The organism is Companilactobacillus bobalius, assembly GCF_009764355.1.
The window spans coordinates 96,918-120,344 of sequence record NZ_LNUA01000011.1; the positions used below are offsets into that span (position 1 = coordinate 96,918).

Sequence of the window (23,427 nt, forward strand, 5' to 3'; positions counted from 1 at the left end):
TGAAGGGAGGAAACATCATGAAAAGAATTGGCTGGATTGATTTTGGCAAAGGTTTGACGATTTTCTTTGTGGTCGTAGCCCACTGCCTGAGTGATCTGTTAGAATCAAACCACTTTGGAAATTATAATTTGCTATCACAGTTTTTACTGGGAATTATTTTGACCTTCGTCATGCCTTGTTTCTTTGCGCTATCAGGGTTCTTGTATCGTGCTCCTAAGTCGAGTGGTGAGTATCTTAAAGGGATGGAGAAAAAATTTTGCGGATTGATGATTCCCTATGCAATTTTTTCCGTAATTTTTATTATGCTGCAACAATTCGACAAGAGTAATGTTAATAAGTTATATACCTGGGGCAGTTTGGGGCAGATTTGGAATAAACCGATTGGTGAGTTGTGGTTTTTGTACAGTTTATTCTTTATCTTTTTAGTAGTTGGTTTGATCGATTTATTGCACATTCAATGGTACTGGCAATTGCTTATTTATGGCGGTTTATTCATTCTTGTACAGACAGTTCAACTGCCATTCATGGTTTCTGGAACTTTTGGTTGGTTACCTTGCTTTATGATTGGAGTCGTTTTAAAGAAACATCAAGCTTTGTTGAAGAACAAGTTACTATTCTTTGGTTCATTAGGTGGGATGTTGGTCAGTCTGGTATTTCAATATTTTCTAGTCAGTGATTGGTACAACACTGATGGAATGGTACCGGCAACTAGCATTTCTAAATTATTGAGTATTTTCGTTTTCTTCTATCTTTTTAGTAATCTACATCCAAGTCGTTTATATAACTACTTCAGTAGATATGGTCAAGCTTCAATCGTAATTTATCTAGTTCACGTTCCGATTAAGACATTGTTGAAAGTGCTGCTCTTTAAGATTGTTTTATCAAATTACTTCTTGGTTGTATTGGCTTTGATTGCTGGGACTTGGTTATTGTCACTCTTCGTTTGCTTTTTGGTCAATAGAATTAAATTGGTCAGATGGATTTTTTATCCACGACTAGTGCGGAGTTAGACAAAAAGTACAAAACGATTCTTATAAATAACTACATAAGAATTCATGAACTATTATTACGGCAGAAGATATGGAAAAGGATGATAGTTATGTTATTAAATAAGAAATGTGTATATTTAGGGGCAACACTATTTTCAGCAATGATTTTGACATCATTATCAAATCAAACCGTTAAAGCCGATACTACAACTGATGGAAATACTAATGTGAGTGTTGAAAAGGCTGTACCACCAACTACTTCAACCACTACAACGACTCAAGCACCAACAAATAATACTGATGTATCAAAACTGGTAACAACTACGCAATCATCAACAGTTGATACGCAAACAGAAAAGACGCCAACCACGGCTACATCAAAACCAGTTACGACTACAACACAGTCAACAACTACTAATGTACAAAAAACAACTGCACCAACTGACAATTCAGTAGCAAAACCTGAAGTTACTCAAACTGCCAAACCAGTAGTTAAAGTGGCACCGACTGTAGTTAAGAAAACACCAGCAACTAATGTGGTAGCGAACAAGCCAGAATCGGCAGATACAGTCATAGATATCAAGGATCCGACACTATCATCAATGGTCAAATGGTCATTGGGTTTGAATGATAAGGACAAAGTAACCGTTGGAGAATTTCAAAAGTTTAATAATTCTGAATTTTTCCTAAATGAAACGGTTTATTTATCTGGCATTAATCCTAATGTGACAGATGAAACCGATACGCCAATTGAAAATCTTGATGGTTTGCAAGTTTTGAAGTATTTACCAAAGAATACTCAGGTATTTTTCCAAGTTAAATTAGCTTCAGATCCGAAAGCTGACCTCGATTTGTCACCTTTGTATGGAATTCCAATTTACAATTTTACTTTGGACGGCAACTATAGCAATGCTAAGGCTAAGGAAATTGATTTGAATCAATTGGTTAAATTGGATATTTCTAAAGCTACAAATGTTGAATTAACTGGTGATACTGCCGTTTCAGCTAATTCAGGAATTACGCAAGCACAATTAGAAAAGATTGCACCATGGCTGGTCAAATATGCTAATAACGGTAAAACATACAATGACATTGTTTTGAATAACGGTTCGATTTCTAACTTTTCGGCCTTGAAAGGTATCAATCGAACAAAATCGGTAACTGTATTCGTTAATCACAATAATGTAGCCAGCACTATACCTGTCTACGCTACCGCAAGTAAAGCAGGTCTAATCTTTACTGCTTTGCCATTTAAAGGAATTGATGGTGAAGATCTGGCCTCGACTTACCACTACACGACGACGGTCAAGACGCCTGCTGACGATAACTTGATTCATGTTAAAGGCGACGTTTATAAGATTGCCGATCCTGACACTTCGGCTAAGAAATTAACTTACGGCATTATTGGCGACTACATCAGCAGTAATGACGATTCGATGTTGCAGAAGAGCTACGGCAACTCAACTTTGGAATACTTCGGGATGTACTCACAACCTTTGATTTGGAAGACTTCAACTAAACCTGTGATTGAACCGACAACACCTGCGCAATCTACAGAGACTGGTGATTCAACTGGATCAAGTAACGTTCTTGACACTGCAGGTAATGAATCTAGTGAAACAACCACAACTCCAGTGGCACCAACATATGTTGATAAGAGTGGTGTTGTCAGAACTTTCAATGGTTATACAAAATTAACTGATATTGAAGGTAACACATTGGCAGTTGAATTAGGGCCTAATACCGGTTGGACTTATGACAGAGTAGTGGAAATCAATGGTCAACAATATTATGAAGTGGGAACTAATGAATACTTGTTAGCTGATAGTGGAATTACTTATACACCAATTCAAACGAGAACAGTTTTGGCAGCAAGTTCAGCTGTACCTTTGTTCAATTCAAAAGGTATTAAATTGAGTACAACTTTGCCAGCACGTTCCAATTGGTTAACTGATAGTAGTGCCACTATTAATGGAATCAAAATGTATCGTGTTGCCAGTGACGAGTGGGTAGCCGCTGATGCAGTGAATGTTTCTGGTAGTAAGGTAGTTTCAACCACATTCCCCAAAGTCTTCACTGCTAAAGTTAAAACACCAGTTTATTCGGCTACTGGTAAGTTATTAGATTATCAATTGGCAACTGGTACTTCTTGGAAAGTTGACCGTAAGGTTGTCATTAATGGAATTGCTTATTATCGTATTGCTACAGATGAATTTGTTCGTGCATGATGAGAAATCGCTAAAATCAAACAGATTTTAGCGATTTTTGTTTCCTATATTAAAGATATTTCCGTCTATACCTCTAATCACCTTGGCAAATATGATAAAGTTCATATGAGCACCTAAGGGTAGTTAGAAAATGTGGGGGAAAACAACATGCACAAAAAACACAAAAGTCACACATTTCGTAATGTATTTTTGTCAATTTTAGCTTTGCTCATCTTCGGTACAGCGGCATTTGGAATGTCACACTATCGTAGTGTCAAAGCAGCAATTAACAGTTCTTTTGCACCGTCTGGTGCGAATAAATCACGTAATGTCAGTTCAATTTTGAAAAAGAGGACTCCGGTTTCAATCTTATTAATGGGGACAGATAATGGAGCTTCTGGTCGTAATTATACGGGTCGCACGGACTCAATGATGGTCGTTACAATCGACCCTAAGACTAGAAAAACTTCTATTACAAGTATTCCAAGGGATGTAGCAGTTGTAGTTCCAGGTTACAAAGGGAAGTCACCTGCTAAAATAGATGCGGCTTATTCTTATGGCCAGGCTAAAACAGCTGTGACAACTGTATCTAAACTTTTGAACGTACCAATCGATTTTTATGCCTTGATTAATTTAGAAGGTATGGAAGATGTGATCGATCAAGTCGGTGGAGTTGATGTCTACGAACAAGGGGAAAAGACACATATGGATGGTGCCAAAGCCATTGATTATGTCAATAACGCCAATAACGATTATGGTCGTCAGTTACGTCAATTCGACGTTCTAAGTGCCATTTTGCATAAGAGTGACTCAATTTCAACCTTGTTAAATCAAAGTTTCTTCAACTCAATGGCTGAACAAACACAGACTGATTTAACCTTCGCTGATTTGAACGTTTTAGCTAAGAATTATTTCTATAATGGCGAAACGAATCAAACACATATGAAAGGTACAGCGGCAAAAGTTGCTGGTCAAAGTATGAAAATCGTCAAGGATTCAGAGTTGCAGCGAGTAACTAACTTTATTCGTGACAATTTGAATTTAGAACACGTCAAGACAGGTAAGATTTCTTATCAAAAGGGTGAAAAGATTACCGAACCAGCTAAAAAGAAGGACAAGAAGAAAAAGGTAACTAAGAAGAAGACCAAGAAAGAATCGACTAAGAAGGAAACAACTGACAGCAATACTTCTGATACTGATAGTGGAACAGCCAATAGTGCTGCATCTGATACAACTGGTACCACGAGTTCAGCAACAGGTTCTTCCTCAACAGCCGGATCCGGTGCAACAGGTAATAGTGCTGGAAGTACTTCATCTTATGGTAGCAATTCTTCAAGTGGCACATCATCTAGTACTGGTTCTTCATACGGAAGTGGTTCATCAACAGGTAACAGCGGAAGTTCAGCAAATAGCGGCTATTATGGTGGCGGTTCGTCATCTAATACCGGAAGCTCCAGTTCAACAACCGGTAGCGGCAGTTCTTCAAGTAATAGTGGTGAATCCTCATATGGAGGCGGTTCATCAGCATCTACTGACAGTTCTAGCAGTGATGTAAATAATGGTTATGCATCATCAGGTTATGGTGAATAAAATAAAAGGTTTCTTCAAATTTAAACTTGAAGGAACCTTTTTTTGTTACACAATTTCAAAATTGCTTTTAAATTGGATTTTAAAATTACACAGTATATATATTTAAGATGTAATGAAAAAGAGGTTAGTAATTATGGATAATAATAGTGTAAAAAAATCATAAGAAAGTACCGTAACTCTTATCAAAAGGAGGAAATGGGAGGACATCTTCTGGGAAATGAACTCTAATGTATACCTGACAAACAAGATATTATTCAAATTGTCTTTGATTCTTCCACAGGGAAAGGGATAAAAAAACGAAGACCTGCTTTGGTAATGAGCAATAAAGGATATAGTGAAATAACTGATTTGGTAGTTATATCTTGAGTTAATATGCTTTAATTCATTATCGTAGAAAATCAAAAATTCCACTAAATAACTAATCAAGTTATTTTAGTGGAATTTTTTGCGTTAGAAGTCATTGTCATCTTCAATAATATGTTCTTTAGTTTGATTGAAGATGGTAATAATATGTTGATCGCTCAAACGGTAGTGAATATTTCTACCACGTCTGGCGTTGGAGACCAAATTTAACTGTTTCAAAATGCTGAGTTGGTGGGAGATGGAGGACTGGCTCATGTCCAAGGTATCCGCAATCTCACCGACACTTAAAGGCGTTTCAGATAAAGCTAAGATGATCTTAACTCGGGTCATATCGCCGAATGCTTTGAAGATGTTGACCATGGCTTCCAAATCGGTATCATCGGGTAAACCTTGCTTTAAATTATGGAGAGCTTGTTGGTGTTCCATCTCAAAATTTTGTTCTGACATTTTTTGTTCCTCTTATCAAAAATAGGTTGCAAACTGATACTTTATTATATTATAATTCACATATGAATGAATGCTCATATATTCAATTGAACATGTAAACTCTTTCGAGGAGGACAACGTTATGAAATTATATAATGTCCAAACTGATTACAAAGTTAAAAAGAAAGCTAATCAAATAAAAAGTGAAATGAGTTCGGAAACAAAACTGACAATCACGCGACTATTGATTGCCTTCATTTTGTTGATAGTGGGGTCCAGTTCCTTTGTTCCGGAACCTTTTAATATTGTCTTATTGGTCGGAGCCTATCTAGTTATTGGGGCACGGATCGTTTGGCAGGCCATCAAGAATATTTTTCACGGAGAAATTTTCGATGAGAACTTCCTGATGAGTATCGCCACGATTGGGGCAATCATTCTCAAACAATATCCTGAGGCCATTGCGGTTATGCTTTTTTATGAGTTGGGTAATGTTTTTGAAGACATTGCTGTTAATAAGTCAAAACGTTCTATTTCAGCTTTACTAGAAGTAAAGCCGGCTTACGCAACTTTGATTTCAGGCGATCAGAATAATGTTGTTGATCCTAATCTGGTTCAGATTGGTGATACAATTTTGGTTAAACCTGGAGAAAAAATTCCACTAGATGGAACAGTTGTTTTAGGTAGCTCAGCAGTTGATACATCAGCTCTAACTGGTGAGTCGATGCCACAGTCGATCAAGGTGGGTGATACAGCTTTGAGTGGTTCGATCAACCAGACTGGAACTTTGCGCATCAAGGTTACTAAGCTTTACAACGATTCGACCGTAGCCAAGATTTTGGATTTAGTTGAGAATGCTAGCACCAAGAAGGCCGATACGGAAAAATTTATCACTAAGTTTGCTAAAATTTATACACCAATCGTAGTCTTTCTAGCAGTAGCCTTAGCAATCGTACCGTCTCTTATGACGAGTGATTGGAATACTTGGATTTACCGAGCATTAATTTTCCTAGTAATTTCTTGTCCTTGTGCTCTAGTTATCTCAGTACCATTGAGTTTTTTCGGTGGTATCGGTGCGGCTTCTAAGCAAGGTATCCTTGTTAAAGGAAGCAACTACTTGGAAGCCTTGAATGACGTGGATACAGTAGCTTTTGACAAAACGGGAACTTTGACTAAAGGTCAATTCTCAGTTGTGCAAGTTAATTCGGTAAATATTTTAGAACAAAAATTGTTGCAGATGGCGGCTAGTGTTGAGAAGAATTCAACTCATCCGATTGCTAAATCAATCCTTCAGGCTTACGAAGGTGAGTTATTGACCGTGACTAAAGCTGATGAAAAAGCCGGACATGGTTTAATGGCTCAAGTAGATGGTCAAGAAGTTATCGTCGGAAATGCCAAAGCACTCAAGCAAAACAAGATTGCTTTCACTGAAACAGATGCTGTGGGAACAGTTGTTTACGTGGCTGTCGATAACCAATTCTGGGGTGATATTGTGATTGCGGATGTGCCTAAGAGTGATGCTCAAAAGGCAATTCAATTGTTGAACAATCGAGGAATTCACAAGAATGTCATGTTAACCGGCGATAATCAAACTGTCGGTCAAGCAATGGCTCGGAAGTTAAAAATGAGTGCAGCTTACACGAATCTTTTGCCAGAAAATAAAGTTGAGATTATCAATGATTTATTGAAAGTATCACATCAAAACAACAAGAAAGTTGCCTTTGTTGGTGACGGAATCAATGATACTCCCGTTCTAGTAACTGCTGATATCGGTTTTGCAATGGGTGGTTTGGGTTCAGATGCAGCGGTTGAAGCTGCTGACATCGTCATCATGGGAGACGAGCCATCAAAAGTTTCCGAAGCTATGAAGATAGCCAAAAAGACCCGTCGTATTGTGGTTGAGAATATCTCATTTGCCTTGGTCATTAAGATTTTGTTCCTATTATTGGGAGCTTTAGGAATGGTCAACATGTGGCAAGCTGTTTTCGCCGATGTTGGAGTAACCATTATAGCTGTTTTAAATGCAATTCGATTGCAATTTATTAACTTTGATAACTAATATTGAACACAAAAAAGAGACCCTTACGGGTCTCTTTTTTTATAGACTTTCGGTCAAATTCCAGTTAACTCGACCTTTGTAATCGCCGGCTCTTGGTACGGTATTAGCTTTCAAAAGAATACCATTATCGGAACTCCATTGGTTACTAATATCGACCGTATGAGCTGCTAAACTGCTGTCTTTAGCAATTACAGGGTCCATATTTAATGGAGTAGCTAGGTTATCTTTATTAACGAATGCCATCGAAAGGTCAGATTGTTCGTCAGTAGCTGCGTAGTCCAAGTTGCCAGCTTTAGCGCTGAGGGTCCAACCAGCCTTGTAGCTTGTGACATTCAGTTTCCAATCGCCAGAACGGTTGATATAACCGGGCTTGAATGACTTAGGGTCAATTGTCTTGAAACGATAATTGTTGAAGTCTAGCTCCAAAGCTTTGGCTAAAATCTTTAAGTTGAAGGTTTCTGTGTTAGTCTTTCGCCCATATGGATCGGTGAAGTAGACAGACACCACAGAAGTATCTTTGTCTGTTGGTAGTTTCAATTGATCACCGGATAAGTTGAAACTCATATCAAAACTCGAAGTTTGAGCTTCGGTTGGATTAGGCAATTTGAGATTAATCGGTGTTTGATTGTCAACTGTGAAGACGCCAGTTAAATCATGATAGTTGAGGGCATAGTCACTATCGTAAGTGAAGTCCATTGGGAAGTAAATATTACCGCTAGGGCCTAGGACCGTTAAGTCATTAGATTTAGCAGTGATCTTTGGTGTTAGTTTAGGCACATTGACAGTAATCGTTGTGCTTGCACTAGCATATTTTCCATCTTGAACTGTTACTTTAACAGTATTTTTACCTTCAGCTAGGACGTTGTCTTCAGCGGGATTCTTTAGATAATCATCTAAAGTTTGAGTAACCGGCTTGTCATAAGCAATTGGTTTCAAAGTAATATCGATCTTTTTATCGTGGGCTACAGTTTTAGTGATCTTATGGACGGTGCCATCAGGATTGGTAATTTCATAAGTCTTTGTGGCATCTTCATCTTTAAATTGAGAATCATCAGAATACTTGTAGCTTCCTGATAGCGTGACTGGTTTATTATCATTAACCGTAATATCAGTTTTGTCAGGAGTGATAACTAATTCGCTGTCGGTTACGGTGATGTTATAGGTCACGGTATTAGAAACGAGTCCTTGACTGTCGGTTAGGTAAACTTTGATTTTATAGTCGCCCGGATCTAGAGTGCCTTTGGGGACATCTAGTGAATAGTCACCTGTTGTGGCATCTTTAGCAACCGGCACGGTCCAAGTACTCTTCATATTTGTGGTCTTGCCATTAGCGTCAAAGATTTCACCGTAAGCGGAAAGGTCATCACCACTGAATTTAGAACTAAATAGGTAACTAGCAGTTCCTTCCAGTTTAAAGTCATCAGTACTTTTGACCTTTTGTGTCTCGCTGTCTTTTGCGGCCACAATTTGTAGTTTTTGATTAGTTATTTTGAAACCATAACTCATAACATCGGCGTTATAGTAATCACTCTTATAGGAAGTATGTTCAGGACTAACAGTAGTTGAAGTGAGTGTATTACTGATAGGTGCGTTGGCAGTTCCGTAAATCTTGATGTTAACTTCGGTACTCTTCTTGGAAAGAGCACCAAGATCTAGATTGAGTGTCTGTACTTCATCACCGTCAGCATTTTTAGATGTGGTCAACTGTGAAGCACTGATGTAAGTAACACTATCGGGATCGTCAGGGTAGGTAATTTCACCGATTCGGTTATTGCTGTCATTTTGGTAAAGCACATGTTGTGGTAGCTGAAGTTCGGTAGTAATATCACCTGTACCAATAGCACCAGAAGTGTATTTCAAATTGTAGTTAAAGGCTAATTTATCGCCATCATCAACCGTATAATCTGAATCACTATCAGTTGGATTTGTATCACGACGATCAAGGTCTTTGATAGCACGATCTTGAGTAACATCATAAAGACTGGATGCATCAGTAACGTTAGCGATTGCTGGTATTTTTTCAAGAATAATGTCATTATAGCCAGGCAATGAATTAGGGGAACCAGTTGAACTAGTAAAGCCCCAACGAATCTTAGTCTGACCATCTTTTAAATTAAACTTTCTTAAATCAATTTTGATTGGATCATCAATATCACGAGGACGTTTATCCCAAGTGTGATATGGCTTAACAGTTCCGTCAGTCTCACGGTCATTGTAGACGTAATTGATGTAGCCGTAGTTACTATCATCTTTATCAGGTTTGTAAGTGAAAGTAAAGTGATGCCAAGCATCTTTACCTGTAGCGCCAGTAAGAGAGTCATAACCACCAATAGTAGCATTAAATATAACATTGTGGTGATGCATACCAAAGAAATAATAAGTTAGAGCCATCTTTTGTACGTACGTGTCTGGATCACCGGGGTAGGCCCAAGCAACATGTTGACCTTTGGTCTCCTGTGTTAGATGAGAATCGTATAAACCGTCGAATAGATCATCCGTTTTTTTATCGTTGAATTGTTCTTTGCCATTGCTAAGACCCGCACTCGAACTTGAATTATTAAAAGAATCAAATTCAAGAGCAAAACTATTTTGGATAGCATTACCAGCAAACTCAGTTGCATTAGAAACAGTAGCGGGCGAAGAAGTTCCTCCGTAAACGCCGAGAGATTCACCAGAAGCCGCATAGTTTTTTTCTGGATCAATAAACGAAAGTAATCCAGCCTTTTTATAGTACCGTCCAATTGCGTTGATACCTCTATCGTCGTTTTGTAAGACTAAAGCAATCCCGTCACCAGAAACGTTAAATGTTGGTCCAACGTAGATCCAACCAGTAATAGTCTGTTCTTTAGTCAAATCAAAGTAATTGTATGATTCAGTAGAATCATCAGGATTGGTCATACGTCCCCAAATGGAACCTACTGCGTTATCTTGAGCACCCGTCATTTGAATTACATCGACAGGATTAGGGTTCGAACCACCACCCTCTAGAATCTGTACAGAGTTTTTGGTGTCCTTAGAACCTGAATAGTCTGTAGGATATTCAAATAGATTACCAATCTTCATTCCGTTCGGAGCAGCCTTCAGGACGTCATCATTTGATGGTGCCACACTTGAGAAGTCCACAATCGCATGAACATTGGTTGTACACATAGAAAAAATTGTTAACGTCAAAAAGAACATAATCGTAGGTAGCAAATTATGCCATAACTTGTGATAATTCATATTAATTTCCCCTTAAAAATACATTATCCGTAAGCTTTCACGATTATTATAATATCAAAATATAAAATGTGCTATATATAAGATATAAATTATAATAATTTGAATTTTATTAAACTAATGACATGTTATGACATTGATTTAATAAAGACTGGTTGTTTCTGGTTAAAGATAATATCTAATAATTGAGGGAATAAATCATATTAAAAATTCGAGACAAAAAAAGAGACCCTAATTGTAATTAGAGTCTCTTTTTCGTACCAGATTCGTTTTTAACCTGGCAAAATATTAATAAAGTAAAGTAGAACAACGAAGACGAAGAAGAGGATGTACATAATAGGTGTAACTTCCTTGCCTCGACCTGCAGCCCACATTGTTAATGGGTAGAAGAGGATTCCGAAAGCAAATCCATAAGAGATGTTGTATGTCAAAGGCATTCCTACAATAGTAAGAAAGGCTGGCATAGCAATTTCGAATTTGTTCCAGTTAATTTGTCTCATTGATTGAGCCATTAAAATACCAACAATGATCAATACTGGTGCGGTAACGTTTGAAGTTACAACAGTCAATAGTGGTGAGAAGAACATGGCAATGGCAAACATGATGCTGACAACGAGGGATGTTAGTCCTGTACGACCACCGACAGCGATACCGGCAGAAGATTCAACGTAAGCGGCAGTTGGAGTAGTACCCATAACAGCACCACCTAGCATTGAAATAGAATCAGCCATCAAAGCACGTCCAATTCTAGGCATCTTGTTGTTCTTCATGAAGCCAGCTTGTTCAGCTAAACCAATCAAAGTACCAGCAGTATCAAAGAAAGCTACAAGTAGGAAGACTAGGACAACTGCCCAAAGTTTTGGATCTGATAGATCAGGTAAATGAGCGATACTGACACCAAAAGTTGGTTTCATACTTGGAATAGTAGAGATAACTTGTTTTGGCAAAGGAATCAATTTAGTTACTAATCCTAAAATAGTAGTTAGCACCATACCGATGAAGATTGAACCAGGAACTTTTTTAGCCATTAGTAAGCCAGTTACAACTAGTCCAAAGATAGTTAACCAAGTTGTAGGAACTGTCAGTGAACCCATAGCAACAAGGGTTGATTTACTACCAACAACTAGACCACCACCCTGTAATCCAACAAAGGCGATAAAGAGTCCGATACCAGACGCCATAGCCAATTTTAAATCATGTGGAATTGAGTCGATGACCAGTTCACGTAATTTAAGTACGGAAATCAAGAGGAAGAGAACGCTGGACATGAAGACACCAGCCATTGCCGTTTGCCAAGGAATTCCCATGGCTAGTACAACTGAGTAAGTGAAGAAGGCATTATCGCCTAAACCTGGAGCTATTGCAATTGGATAATTAGCTAATAATGCCATTAAAATAGAACCCAAGATTGCTGAAAGAGCAGTAGCTGTAAAGACAGCACCTTTGTTCATACCCGCGACCCCTAAAACTTGCGGATTGACAAAGAGGATGTAGGCCATTGATACGAAAGTCGTCAAACCAGCTAGAATTTCACGTCTAACAGTAGTTTGAGCTTCTTGGAGATGGAATAATTTTTCAATGAAGCTACGATTTGAATCTGTTGATGATTCCATGATATAACCCCCTAAGTTTTTTACTACTTAGAAAGTATTACAAAAATTATGGAAAATAGCAAGTAAAATACGATTAATTCAAGCTACAATTTGGATAATTGTTCGTATTTATATCTATATAATTATAATTGTTATCTAAAAGTTATACATTAAATAATTAAATAACGAATTATATTTAAAAAGCAAAACAGTCAACAACTCAAATTGAGTCACTGACTGTTATTTTCGATATTAACTAAATATATCTTCTTCAGGTTGATCACCACTGGCAAAGGTGTACTCTTTACCGATTGTTGACGAATTCTGAATAATCAATGCTAAAGCTTTAGCAACGTCAACTCGAGGAATTGTGTCATTTTCATTAGGTCCCAATAATTTGATCTTACCAGTACCATCTTCATTAGTTAGTGTTCCGGGATGAATAATTGTGTAATCGAGACTAGTGCCACGCAGATGATCATCAGCGTAATGTTTAGCAGTCATGTAAGGTCTGATACCACTTGCGTCCCACTTATTTCGATTGTCACTAAAGACAGAACTAACCATAATATAACGTTTGATTCCAATTGCTTCGGCAACCATCATTGTTTTGATAGCACCATCGAGATCAATTTCAATTGTTAGAGCATCGCTAGCACCACCAGCACCGGCAGAGAAGACGATAATGTCAGCACCAGACTCTTCAATTGAATTCTTAATATCGTCTAGAGAAGCTGTTAGATCGATAAATTGAGTTTCGATATTGTTTTCGTTGTAGGCCTTGATTTGTTCTTGACTACGCAATCCAGCAACAAATTCGATGTTTCTTGATTGTAATTCACCAATCAGTAGGTGTCCGATTTTGCCATGGGCACCAATAATAAGAACTTTCATACTCAAAACCTCCTTAGTTAAACATACTGTAGCAACATTTTTTTAATAATGCTAGTGTTTTGAATCTTATATTTGAGTATATTAGACTTATATACAAAGGGGAAATAGCGTATGAAAATATTAGGAATTTTGGCCTCCCATCAAGAACATGGTCTCAATGCCCAAATGTTGGATGAAGTGTTGAAAAATGTTGATAGTGGAATCGAAACAGAAACAATCTTCTTAGAGAATTATGATATTACGCCTCACAAATATCATGAGGACAATCCTGTTTTGGATGAATTGGCGCAGAAATTAATGGACAGTGACGTCTGGATCTTTGCTGCACCTACTTATTGGCGAGAATTGTCAGGAGTTTTAAAGAATTTTTTCGACTGCATGCGACCTAAGTTTGTCTATTTCAAACAAAATGGCGACACGATACCAGGTCCATTCAAGAATAAGCACTACTTGAGTATTTCGTCTTGTTACGTTTCTATATTAGAAAACTTTGTTACTGGTGTGACTGACGATTCATTTAAGACGATTGATCGAGTAATGTCCGCTGCTGGAGTAATTAAAGTAGGGGAAATAGTTTTGCCGAATACCTTTGGCATGAAAACCATTCCATATAATAAGAAGAAACTGTGTCAAAAGTATGCTAAAAAGATTTCTGTCAGAAAGAGAAAGGATGATTCAACCGTGAAAAGATATATACAGCTATTCTTTATGATTGCCGTGATGGCACTAATAACAATGGGGATTCAATTACCACTCTCAGGATGGATCGGTAACAATTTCTGGTTGAATTATACTAGTTTTACTATTATTTTCTTTGTCTTACTGGCTTGTATCTTGCACTTTGTAACGTTTGTCAAACATCGCCGTCGTTAAACTAAAAAAATCTCGGACAATTTATTGTAAATTGGTCGAGATTTCTTATTGAAATGTATTATTATCAGGAATGGTTCTTTACATTTGTATAGGAATTTTTACAAATGCTGAATGGTTCGATGAATCTAATTCATTTGGTCAATCTGATCCAGTACCTTATCATAACTTGGTTCGTCAGTTTGTACTGGAACTACCTCAGAATAAGTGATTTCGCCGTTAGGGTCAACTACCCAGACTGAACGTGCCAAAATGTCCAAGTCCTTGATCCAAAGATTGGATTTCTTACCGAAGTCGCGGTTGACATCAGCTAACATTTGCATGTTCTTCACATTTTCAGCTGCACACCAGTGGGTTTGTTCCTCAACAGTGTTAGTAGAAATGGTAACGAAGTTGATAGCCGAGTGACCATCGACTTCTTCATTGAAATGTTTAGTTTGAATACTGCAGACACTAGTATTGATGTTAGGAACGACACTGATCAATAATGGTTTGTTTAATAGATCACTGAGTTTGATTTCTTGATTGTTCTTATTTAATACGGTAAAGTCGGGGAACTTATCTCCAACAGATAGTGGTTGACCAATTGTGGCAACAGTTTGTCCTTTAAATTCCAAATTCATACGAATATTCACCCTTTCTTTTTTGATGCTAGACTCATTATAAGTTAGGGCAAAATAAAAACCTAGAAATTAGATTGCAAATTGAGGTGATGCCATGTTAATAGTAGGAAAAGATATTAAGATAAGAAATTTTACGGAAACTGACTTTCCTCAGTTTCTAGCGTTAGTCGGTGATAAGACTAATCATGAACTAGCGGGATTGGAATATAGCACGGATTCCAATTATGTTCACCAGTTGTTTGAAATGTATTGCAAAAGAGATGATGCTAATGTCATTGCTGAAGTAGAAAATAATACAATGGTAGGAATTATCGAGATCAATCATCGTGGAGAGTCCGCAGACCTTGTTTTGACACGAGAAATCGGCTTTGTTATCGATCAAAAGTATCGACAAAAGGGATTTGCGACAGAAGCAATGCAGTTAGTGATTGATTATGGATTTAAACAGTTGCACTTGAAAGAGATTTGGGCGTCCACTGAAGAAAAAAATCAAGTTCCTCAGAAGATTTTAGAAAAATTAGGGTTCAAATATATCTACAGTGCCGACCAAGCGCTTCCATTCGCAACACATAGCAATATAGTCAGATATTATCTTCTGAAGGAATAGTTCACTTTTTGTAAGAAATTCTTAATTATTTCGGAGTAAGCAAATGGTATACGGATGGTACTATACTTCTTGTAAGGAGAAAATAGACTGACTTTTGATGAGAGGTTTTTATATGAAAAAAAGAACGAGAACTAGAAAAAGTCTCACAGTCAAAAAGCGAATAGTCGGTTTCTTCGCAATTGCCGTTATTTTGTTAGGTGTGGTTGGTGGATTCAGTATTAACAAAGTTATTGCTGAATCTGACAGCACGGCAGGGAATGACGCTGCAGCACCAGTTGCGGTACTCGCTAAGACGTCTGATAGTAGTACTTCAGGCGCAGGCGGTGCAGCAACTAATGCTAACGTCTTAGTTGGTGATAATACTGGAACAAGTACCGGTAGCCAAACACAAGCTAAAGATACTGACTATACACCGTCAGTCAACGTCAACAACATGTCAACATACCCACAAACCGGGGATGCGCATGATACCGGATTAGTCATTTTAGGCTTTACTATTTTGATTGGTCTATTCGCTTTTTATGGATTGAAGTTCCGGAAAAGCTTCCAATCTTTACACGTTTCAAAGGTAACAAATTGATTCAATTCTGATAAATATCTTTTACAAATTATGAGATGTACGGTTCGTAAAATTTGGTATTATCTAATTGTAATCAAGAAAGACAAAAACAAAAAATAATTTTCTATATCAGGGAGGATATATCATGAAATTATCTAAGAGTGTTTTAGCAGGATCATTAGCAACAGCAGGAATCGTTTTAGGAGCAATTGCACCAACAATCACAGCACAAGCTGCTACATCTTCAGGTGCTACAGCTGCTGATGGAACTGTTTCATACAAAGCTGGTACAGATGTTGGACCACTTGGTGGCAGTGATAGTAAATTAGCAATTGCATATGATGAAACTACAGATGGAAAGACTACAGCTGTTGGTGAAGCATCAGCTCAATCAAATGCTAATGTTAAAGTTCAATCAGGTCTTTTGACATTAGATTCTGTTCCTGATTTTGGATTTGGTAATGCTGCCATTGGCACAACAGTTGCTTTGGATAGCAACAATCGTGATGACAGTGCTACAGATAGTCAAGATAAAGGTGTATTAACAGTAACTGATTCACGTACTGACGCACCTGGATTCACAGTTGATGCTGCTATTACAAACTTCTTTGCCGGTAGTGATGACAAGACAGGTCAACCATTTGTTTTGAATCTACAAAAGACACAATTGAAGAATGATAAGGGTGGCGATGTTTCAGCCGATGGTCCTAGATATACTACAGGTATCAATATTGCCGGTGCAGCTAATAAAGCCGGAAGTGCTGATTCAACAGCTCCAGAAGCTTCAACTATGATTGACTTGGATAAGGGTACATATACAGATGGTCCTATCAATGCTTCATTTACACCAACTGACAAGAACACATACTTGAACTTAGCTACAGATACTCCAGCAACAAGTGGCAAAGATGGTGTTCAATCATACAATGCTACAATTACATGGACATTGAAGACAAAATCTACTGTTACAGCATAGTGAGTATTTAAAATATAAATGTTAAAATGTTAACCACTACTACAATAGTAGTGGTTTTTATTTTATAATATAAACGACTTATGCATTGATTTTAAAAAGGGAGGTTCAAGTTTTGAAACCAAAAGTTAGATTCTTGTTTCTAATTTCATTTATTTTTACTATGATAACAGGATTATTCGGTGCTACTAATGTTAGGGCCGCAACCTCTGGTGACTATACGATTAAACCAGGTGGCGAAAGTAATGATGTCGTAAATATTGATAATGGATCGTATATGGTAACGGGTAAACCTGGTCAAACTGCACAATTGAAATTGATGGTTGTTAATAAGGCCAGTGATACACGTAATTTTATTTATTATGCAGCAACTGCCTATACTAATAATAATGGTACTTTATCGTATGATGATACGAATGTAAAAGATCCATCTCTTAAAATTCAAACTAAAGACGCGTTATCTCCAAAAAAATCAATATTTAAAGTTCCAGGCAATACAACAGCCACAATTACTTTAAACGTGACTGTTCCTAAGAAAAAATTTGCAGGTACTTTAATGGGTGGTGTAACAATTGCTCCATATAAAGAGAAGGCTAAAGGAAGCGTCTCAGATAATGGTACTTTGATTAAAAATAAGTTTAGTTATTCTATACCTGTGCAAATTCATCAAACTGGCCAACCTAAAGTACAACCTAAGTATTCAGTTAGAACGGTAAAACCTGGTTTGGTACAGACATTTAAGGGTAGAAAACAAGGCGTTTTAGCCAATGTTCATAACTCTACTAATTCATATGCAGGTACACTTTCTGCTAAGGCTGTTGTCACTAAAAAAGGTGATAAAAGCTTTAAGATAACTCAGAATTATAGTTCACAAGATATTGCTTCAACTACTAATTATGATTTGAGTATTCCGTGGGGTAAAAAAACTCTTCAATCGGGTAATTATCATTTGAAGTTAACTTATAAAACAGATGGTGGTTTGAAGAGTTGGGTTTTAAATAAAGACTTTGCAATCACAAATAACGATGCTGCTAAGTATAATAAATTAGCTGGTATCAAGCCTAATTATCTATGGTTGTACATCCTATTAGGCATTCTTGCTTTGGCAATTATCCTAGGATTAGGTATTTACTTAGGTAAGAGAAACAATAACAAGAACAACAACGGTGGAGATGGCAATCAACCTACAAGACGTCGTCGTCGTTAATATTCTTTGATAAATAATTAAATATTGAGCTGTTCCAAGACTTGGAACGGCTTTTTTAGTATTATTAGAGGTGAAGTAATTATCAGGGGCAGAACAATGAATAAAAAAATAATCTATTTTCTATCAATGGTATTCTTTGCCTTTATAGGCTTTATAACGTTTAACAACACTGTCGTGAAGGCCGATATTAGTAATGTTACAGTGACTCCCTTAATTGAGGATGCTAATAGTGATGTTACTGATAGGTTTGATATTGTTGGCAAACCGAATGCTACACGTACAGTTAAGATTTCTATTGGTAATTTCAGTATTAATAAACTACGTTTGAGAATTGTACCAACAAATGCAACAACTTCCATGGATGGTAAAATCGTCTATACAGACAAGGTTCGTGCAGGTCAGTATGGTTTGAAATATGCTTTTGCCGATATGACCAAGCCACAGACCTTAGTTTTGGAGCCGAATAAGACTAAAGATGTGACTTTTAAAATTAAATTGCCATCTGATAAGATAGAAGGATTAGTTATGGGTGGATTTAACATCTATGATGCAGCTAGGGATGGTGCCAAAGGTAATGCCAATGTTGCAGTCTGGATAACGGGCAACAATAAAGCTGTTGGTGGTATTATCAGTTTACATAATTTGGCTTTGGACGTAATTAGTCGAAAACCGCATATTATTATCAATTTGCAAAATAAAGAACCTGGTCAGATGAAGAATGTTATCGTTCATATGACTGTAAAACGTAAGAGTTGGTTGGATCGTTTCAATTTGGGACCTAAGGAAATGGTTGCCGATACGACGTATAATAAAGTTGCACCTAATTCAGCTATTCCGGTTGATTTTGATCAGAATCAGACACCAATTCAAGCGGGTGAATATGTTGTTAAGGGTGCGGCCCGAAGTGGAAAAGCTACTTGGACTTTCCATAAGACATATAAAATTACGCAAGATCAGGCGAATGATATCAACAAACGTTGTAAAGGCTTGATCTATAACAAGACCACAACTTATATTTTGATTGTCTGTGTCTTAGTATCATTGATTTTCCTTATTTTCTGGGCCATTTGGTATTCAGGTAGGAGTTAAAAATATGAAAAAACGAATAATATTATTTTTCTCAACATTGTTGATGTTATTAATTGCCTTTTTACCAGCAACAACGGTGAAGGCAGCACCAGACAAATCTTATGCTATTCAAGCAATTTTACCTGACAATCAAATTGACAAGAATGAATCATATTTTGATTTGAAGGTAACTCCTAAGAAGGAACAAACTTTAAAAGTTTTAATTGCGAATACTGGTACGAAACCAATTACAGTTACTGCTGAGGTTAACAATGCTTATACAGCTGACTCAGGTGTGATTGGCTATGATAAATACAATACTAAATTGTATAAGTCTAAGCTTCCTTCATTGACTTCATTAGTTGATGGTTCAAGGAAACAAGTTGTTAAGTTGGATACTGGTGAGAATAAGACGGTTGAATTCAAAGTTAAATCTCCAGATTCAGAATACGCCGGAATTATTCTTGGTGGAGTCACGACCACAGCGTCAGTCAGTCCTACTAAGTCAAAAAATATCAATATCAAGAATCAAGTGCGTTACGTTAAGGGTGTTGTTCTACGTTCAAAAGACGATGGAGTAATGCCTAGTATGCATTTAACTTCAGCTGCTCCAAGGGCTGTGGCGGGTTCAACTGGTATTTCTTATATGTTAGATAACACAGCTCCGATTAACATTAATAAAGTTAAATTGACTGCTCACATCAAACATAATGGTAAGACGATTAAGTACAACGCTGACAATTTGCAAATTGCGCCTAATTCACAATTCAATTACTTTATTCCGATTAGTAAGTTGACATCGGGAACTTATAAAGCACATATTACTTTGAAAAATGATTCTGGATTTTCTCAATCATTTGATAAAAATATATCGGTTCAACAAAAAGAAGTCGATAGTGTTAAAGATGCCATCAATCCTAAGCAGGAAAGTAATAATAAGCAGTGGATTGGTATCATCATTGGAATTATTGTTTTAATCGTAATTGTTGTTTGGATGTACTTGTACTATTCACAACGTAATAAGAACGGTAAAGGACCTAAAGGTCGTAGTGGATTGAGATTTGGTGGAAAACCAAAGAATGATCCTAATAAGACTACTAGATCTGGTAATACAAGATCATCTCGTCATAAGAAATAAGCTACCGATACCTCAAGCAAATAATGCTTGAGGTATTTTTTTATTCTTTTAATTAAGGTGGAGATATTATTTTATTGAGAATATAATAAGCTTGATGAGTAGGCTGAAGGAGGGCGTTAATTTGAAGACTAAAAATCTTTGGCAGAATGTTCTATTATTTTTTGCCAGTATTATGATTGTTCTTTTTAGTGCAACGACAGTTAAAGCTGATGATACGCCAACTGGGCTAAGTAATGATGATGTCTTGGGATATACACCGAATGGTTCTATCATAGGTAGACCAGCAAAAGATGGTATTTTTACTAAACCATCCAGTTTGATCAATGGTGGAACGAATGCAGCCGCTGTTGTTAATAATACTTTGAGTAATACGGTTTACATGACTTTTTGGAGTAGTAAAAATAATAATGGGATTTTATGGTCAAATGAGAAGAATAAGATGGATGTCACTAAGAATGCTTATTTTTCATTTTGGATAAAAACTCCTGTAGACACTGCTAGTGGTGGTGGATTAGCATTCGTTATGCAAAACGATCCTAATGGCACTAATGCTTTGTCGACTTTGAATGGCAATGCGACGGCACCAATGGAAACATTAGGTGTTTGGGCAGCGGATCAGAATACATCCCATTTGGCGAACGCTATTCAAAATAGTTGGGCACTAGAATTTGATAATTATCCTAACGTCAGTGGGAACGTGAATGATGCTTTTGACAAAGATTCGAGTTTGGATAGTACTCAATTAGTCAGTGACAAGGTTCACATTGCTTCGGGATATCCTGATGATGAGCAATCTTATTCACCACTGAGTAATGGGGCTTATTCATTGATTCATCAGTCACCAATTTATCGGACGATTGGTACAAATAGCGGTTGGCATCATGTTTCGATTCTATATAATCCGAATAATGATGGTAAGACGGCCAATATTACTTATAAATTCAATGATAAAAATATTGATGGTACACCTAACACTAATACTGGAGTAGATTCTGCTACAAATCCAATCGAGGCAGATAAAACGGTCGAAATCGACTTGAGTAAATTTAATTTAGGCAGTGATAAAAAGGTTACTTGGGGTTTTGTTGGTGCTGGTAATACGGGAGCAAGTGAATCTCAGTTGATTTATGAACAATTATCTTCATTGGCTGATGTTTCAGTTGATGCTAAAATCTTCGACTCTACTCAAAATGATCGCGAATTGACTTCTAATTATAAAGAAATCAATGCTGGCGATAATCTGAAGTTACAGTACGATTTGAAATACAATGGTGGACAAGAAGATGTTGGTAAAATCAAAACGACAATTGATGTGCCCAAAAACGTTACTTTAAATTATGGTGCTTCAATTAAATTTGCTAATGGCAATACGGAGAATATTTCTAATTCAGAAATTGACACAGCTAATAAGACTGGTGTTTTGACCCACACAATCAGTTTGGTTACGAACGTGTTGAATACGACTAATAATCAGGCTACGCTTACTTTAACTGGTACCACGCCAACAACGGTTGCTGACAATACGAAGGTAGCATCTAGTCATGTTCATTTTGCCAGTGATACTTATATTGGTGATGCAATGGCAACTGATTTTGTTATCCGTAATCCTAAAATCAAAACTCTAAATTTGGATGCTAGTTTGTCATCAACTGAGATTTCAACTATTACTAGTACCAATTTGAAGGGTTCACTTACTTATGCTGATGGTAGTGCCTTTGAAAGTGAGGGAGCTCTTTTAAATGTGACAGTTGATGGTAAAAATTTGAGTCAAATGGCAGTCACGGCTACTGATGACAATAAGAAGATTGATTTTTCACTTCCGTTTTATGGTAGTTCTGACGCCGGAACTGACTTACCTGAACAAGAGATTCTAGGCCCAGGTACACACACGATAACAATTTCAGCCAATGATCACTACAATAATAAATCAGAGACGAAGACCTTTACGGTGACAGTTGATGCGCAATCGTTGAAACTTGATTTAGGTGATGGTAACTTTTCATTTGCTAATATCCAATCATATTATTCTGGAGATGTACGTCGAAATGACGATTGGCAGGTCAATGTGATTGCTCAGGATTCATCGTGGTCTCTGTCAGCCAGTGGTACTTCTTTAGTGAACGACGATAGTGAGACTTTTGATGGTGAAATGTTTTATCGGGATGCCCAAGGTGAGGTAGCTGATTTGAATTCACCAACACTTATTAGTAATTCAGAAATTGAAAAGTCGGAGACGGGTACCTTTGATGTGACTAAGGGCTGGTCGAAAAATACTGGAATCTTGTTGCATTCAGATGGTGATCTAGTTTCTAGTGGAAAATATACAGGAACAATTAGTTGGACTTTGAATAACTCAATTTAGGTTAAAAATGATTCATTTTATGAAATAAAAGCTTTTATAAAGGTCGTCAATTGAAAAAACTCGGTAATTTATTACCGAGTTTTTTCAATATTTTGGACGACCATTATTATATTTTTTAATTGTTAATTAACACATTCTATTACAATTTTTTAGATGCATTTCCTAATGTGCTCATAAAATAGTTTGAAGACCAAAGATGGCCACTCCATAATTGTGATTTTGTTTCCGGGTATTTCTTGAGCCGTTCTCTAACCGATATTCTTTTTAGATTTTTTACGGTATTTGTTGGTGTTTTATCCGGTAAAAGAAAGCTGAAAGCACCAGTCTTCAGGCCACTAATAAAGATTTGTTTGAGGCATATAGGGGTTTCTTTAGTAAAAAGCGTAAGTTTCCTCGTTTCAAGAGCAAGAAGTTTCCCAAACAAAGTTATCAATCTAAGTTCGTAAATAACAACGTTGAGATCATTGATAACTCTTATATAAAACTTCCTAAACTTGGAGTAATGAAATATAAGAACAAGAAATCAATTCCTAGTATCATCAAGTACGTTACGATTCGTAAGTCATCTACTAGCAAGTATTATGCTGTTTTAACGGTTGATGAAGAACCAGAGCAATTACCTAAGACTAATAAATCAGTTGGAATTGATATGGTGTTTCTGATCTAGTCATTTGTTCAAACGGT

20 protein-coding genes are annotated in these 23,427 nt (G+C 36.9%); 14 read left to right on the forward strand and 6 right to left on the reverse strand.

What is annotated here, in order from left to right:
- Positions 1–17: 17 nt before the first annotated feature.
- From ATN92_RS02325 to ATN92_RS19275, 4 genes are all read left to right on the forward strand, one after another.
- Positions 18–1,010, forward strand: a complete 993-nt coding sequence (locus tag ATN92_RS02325) for an acyltransferase family protein (protein WP_056953561.1) — start codon at positions 18–20, stop codon at positions 1,008–1,010.
- 89 nt (positions 1,011–1,099) lie between these two features.
- Positions 1,100–3,217, forward strand: a complete 2,118-nt coding sequence (locus ATN92_RS02330) for an SLAP domain-containing protein (protein ID WP_056953564.1) — start codon at positions 1,100–1,102, stop codon at positions 3,215–3,217.
- A 147-nt stretch (positions 3,218–3,364) separates the two neighbouring features.
- A complete protein-coding gene (locus tag ATN92_RS02335) occupies positions 3,365–4,786 on the forward strand; it encodes an LCP family protein (RefSeq protein ID WP_082604558.1) in 1,422 nt (473 codons plus the stop codon).
- A gap of 252 nt (positions 4,787–5,038) precedes the next feature.
- Complete coding sequence (locus tag ATN92_RS19275; RefSeq protein ID WP_411762955.1) at positions 5,039–5,152, forward strand: hypothetical protein; 114 nt, start codon at positions 5,039–5,041, stop codon at positions 5,150–5,152.
- A gap of 84 nt (positions 5,153–5,236) precedes the next feature.
- Here the strand turns inward: ATN92_RS19275 and ATN92_RS02345 are convergent, their stop codons facing one another.
- Complete coding sequence (locus tag ATN92_RS02345; RefSeq protein ID WP_054643830.1) at positions 5,237–5,596, reverse strand: ArsR/SmtB family transcription factor; 360 nt, start codon at positions 5,594–5,596, stop codon at positions 5,237–5,239.
- Between the two features lie 121 nt (positions 5,597–5,717).
- Between ATN92_RS02345 and ATN92_RS02350 the strand changes: the two genes are divergently transcribed.
- Positions 5,718–7,631, forward strand: coding sequence for a heavy metal translocating P-type ATPase (locus ATN92_RS02350; protein ID WP_056953566.1), 1,914 nt, complete (start codon positions 5,718–5,720; stop codon positions 7,629–7,631).
- A 39-nt stretch (positions 7,632–7,670) separates the two neighbouring features.
- Here the strand turns inward: ATN92_RS02350 and ATN92_RS02355 are convergent, their stop codons facing one another.
- From ATN92_RS02355 to ATN92_RS02365, 3 genes are all read right to left on the reverse strand, one after another.
- The gene (locus tag ATN92_RS02355) at positions 7,671–10,853 is read right to left on the reverse strand and encodes an L-type lectin family protein (protein ID WP_056953568.1); all 3,183 of its coding nucleotides are present in this window, start codon (positions 10,851–10,853) and stop codon (positions 7,671–7,673) included.
- 269 nt (positions 10,854–11,122) lie between these two features.
- The gene (locus ATN92_RS02360; protein ID WP_025085615.1) at positions 11,123–12,463 is read right to left on the reverse strand and encodes an NCS2 family permease; all 1,341 of its coding nucleotides are present in this window, start codon (positions 12,461–12,463) and stop codon (positions 11,123–11,125) included.
- A gap of 231 nt (positions 12,464–12,694) precedes the next feature.
- On the reverse strand, positions 12,695–13,336 hold the full coding sequence (locus ATN92_RS02365) for an SDR family oxidoreductase (RefSeq protein WP_056953570.1): 642 nt from the start codon (positions 13,334–13,336) through the stop codon (positions 12,695–12,697).
- 111 nt (positions 13,337–13,447) lie between these two features.
- Between ATN92_RS02365 and ATN92_RS02370 the strand changes: the two genes are divergently transcribed.
- A complete protein-coding gene (locus tag ATN92_RS02370) occupies positions 13,448–14,209 on the forward strand; it encodes a flavodoxin family protein (protein WP_056953572.1) in 762 nt (253 codons plus the stop codon).
- A gap of 125 nt (positions 14,210–14,334) precedes the next feature.
- Here the strand turns inward: ATN92_RS02370 and tpx are convergent, their stop codons facing one another.
- Positions 14,335–14,829, reverse strand: a complete 495-nt coding sequence (tpx, locus tag ATN92_RS02375; protein ID WP_056953573.1) for a thiol peroxidase — start codon at positions 14,827–14,829, stop codon at positions 14,335–14,337.
- A gap of 94 nt (positions 14,830–14,923) precedes the next feature.
- On the opposite strand from tpx, the gene ATN92_RS02380 reads away from it, so the two are divergent.
- The 7 genes from ATN92_RS02380 (at position 14,924) to ATN92_RS02410 (ending at position 22,743) form a co-directional block, all read left to right on the forward strand.
- Positions 14,924–15,436: a GNAT family N-acetyltransferase gene (locus ATN92_RS02380; RefSeq protein WP_056953575.1), complete on the forward strand. Its 513-nt coding sequence runs from the start codon at positions 14,924–14,926 to the stop codon at positions 15,434–15,436.
- A 112-nt stretch (positions 15,437–15,548) separates the two neighbouring features.
- Complete coding sequence (locus ATN92_RS02385) at positions 15,549–16,016, forward strand: LPXTG cell wall anchor domain-containing protein (RefSeq protein ID WP_056953577.1); 468 nt, start codon at positions 15,549–15,551, stop codon at positions 16,014–16,016.
- A gap of 124 nt (positions 16,017–16,140) precedes the next feature.
- A complete protein-coding gene (locus ATN92_RS02390; protein ID WP_056953579.1) occupies positions 16,141–16,971 on the forward strand; it encodes a WxL domain-containing protein in 831 nt (276 codons plus the stop codon).
- A 112-nt stretch (positions 16,972–17,083) separates the two neighbouring features.
- Positions 17,084–18,175: a DUF3324 domain-containing protein gene (locus ATN92_RS02395; RefSeq protein ID WP_056953582.1), complete on the forward strand. Its 1,092-nt coding sequence runs from the start codon at positions 17,084–17,086 to the stop codon at positions 18,173–18,175.
- Between the two features lie 96 nt (positions 18,176–18,271).
- Positions 18,272–19,264 (forward strand): WxL protein peptidoglycan domain-containing protein, encoded by a 993-nt coding sequence (locus ATN92_RS02400; protein WP_056953584.1) that lies wholly within the window; start codon positions 18,272–18,274, stop codon positions 19,262–19,264.
- Positions 19,265–19,268: 4 nt separating this feature from the next.
- Entirely contained in the window at positions 19,269–20,381 is a 1,113-nt protein-coding gene (locus ATN92_RS02405) for a DUF916 domain-containing protein (RefSeq protein ID WP_087721267.1), read from the forward strand.
- A gap of 121 nt (positions 20,382–20,502) precedes the next feature.
- On the forward strand, positions 20,503–22,743 hold the full coding sequence (locus ATN92_RS02410; protein ID WP_056953587.1) for an L-type lectin family protein: 2,241 nt from the start codon (positions 20,503–20,505) through the stop codon (positions 22,741–22,743).
- A gap of 139 nt (positions 22,744–22,882) precedes the next feature.
- Here the strand turns inward: ATN92_RS02410 and ATN92_RS02415 are convergent, their stop codons facing one another.
- On the reverse strand, positions 22,883–23,176 hold the full coding sequence (locus ATN92_RS02415; RefSeq protein ID WP_143444178.1) for a transposase: 294 nt from the start codon (positions 23,174–23,176) through the stop codon (positions 22,883–22,885).
- Between the two features lie 69 nt (positions 23,177–23,245).
- Between ATN92_RS02415 and ATN92_RS18685 the strand changes: the two genes are divergently transcribed.
- Positions 23,246–23,410: a hypothetical protein gene (locus ATN92_RS18685; protein WP_234032517.1), complete on the forward strand. Its 165-nt coding sequence runs from the start codon at positions 23,246–23,248 to the stop codon at positions 23,408–23,410.
- Positions 23,411–23,427: the final 17 nt, after the last annotated feature.

Coding starts and splice junctions, on each gene's coding strand:
- ATN92_RS02325 (WP_056953561.1), top strand. CDS start 18: ATGAAAAGAATTGGCTGGATTGATTTTGGCAAAGGTTTGACGATTTTC.
- ATN92_RS02330 (WP_056953564.1), top strand. CDS start 1,100: ATGTTATTAAATAAGAAATGTGTATATTTAGGGGCAACACTATTTTCA.
- ATN92_RS02335 (WP_082604558.1), top strand. CDS start 3,365: ATGCACAAAAAACACAAAAGTCACACATTTCGTAATGTATTTTTGTCA.
- ATN92_RS02345 (WP_054643830.1), bottom strand. CDS start 5,596: ATGTCAGAACAAAATTTTGAGATGGAACACCAACAAGCTCTCCATAAT.
- ATN92_RS02350 (WP_056953566.1), top strand. CDS start 5,718: ATGAAATTATATAATGTCCAAACTGATTACAAAGTTAAAAAGAAAGCT.
- ATN92_RS02355 (WP_056953568.1), bottom strand. CDS start 10,853: ATGAATTATCACAAGTTATGGCATAATTTGCTACCTACGATTATGTTC.
- ATN92_RS02360 (WP_025085615.1), bottom strand. CDS start 12,463: ATGGAATCATCAACAGATTCAAATCGTAGCTTCATTGAAAAATTATTC.
- ATN92_RS02365 (WP_056953570.1), bottom strand. CDS start 13,336: ATGAAAGTTCTTATTATTGGTGCCCATGGCAAAATCGGACACCTACTG.
- ATN92_RS02370 (WP_056953572.1), top strand. CDS start 13,448: ATGAAAATATTAGGAATTTTGGCCTCCCATCAAGAACATGGTCTCAAT.
- tpx (WP_056953573.1), bottom strand. CDS start 14,829: ATGAATTTGGAATTTAAAGGACAAACTGTTGCCACAATTGGTCAACCA.
- ATN92_RS02380 (WP_056953575.1), top strand. CDS start 14,924: ATGTTAATAGTAGGAAAAGATATTAAGATAAGAAATTTTACGGAAACT.
- ATN92_RS02385 (WP_056953577.1), top strand. CDS start 15,549: ATGAAAAAAAGAACGAGAACTAGAAAAAGTCTCACAGTCAAAAAGCGA.
- ATN92_RS02390 (WP_056953579.1), top strand. CDS start 16,141: ATGAAATTATCTAAGAGTGTTTTAGCAGGATCATTAGCAACAGCAGGA.
- ATN92_RS02400 (WP_056953584.1), top strand. CDS start 18,272: ATGAATAAAAAAATAATCTATTTTCTATCAATGGTATTCTTTGCCTTT.
- ATN92_RS02405 (WP_087721267.1), top strand. CDS start 19,269: ATGAAAAAACGAATAATATTATTTTTCTCAACATTGTTGATGTTATTA.
- ATN92_RS18685 (WP_234032517.1), top strand. CDS start 23,246: ATGAAATATAAGAACAAGAAATCAATTCCTAGTATCATCAAGTACGTT.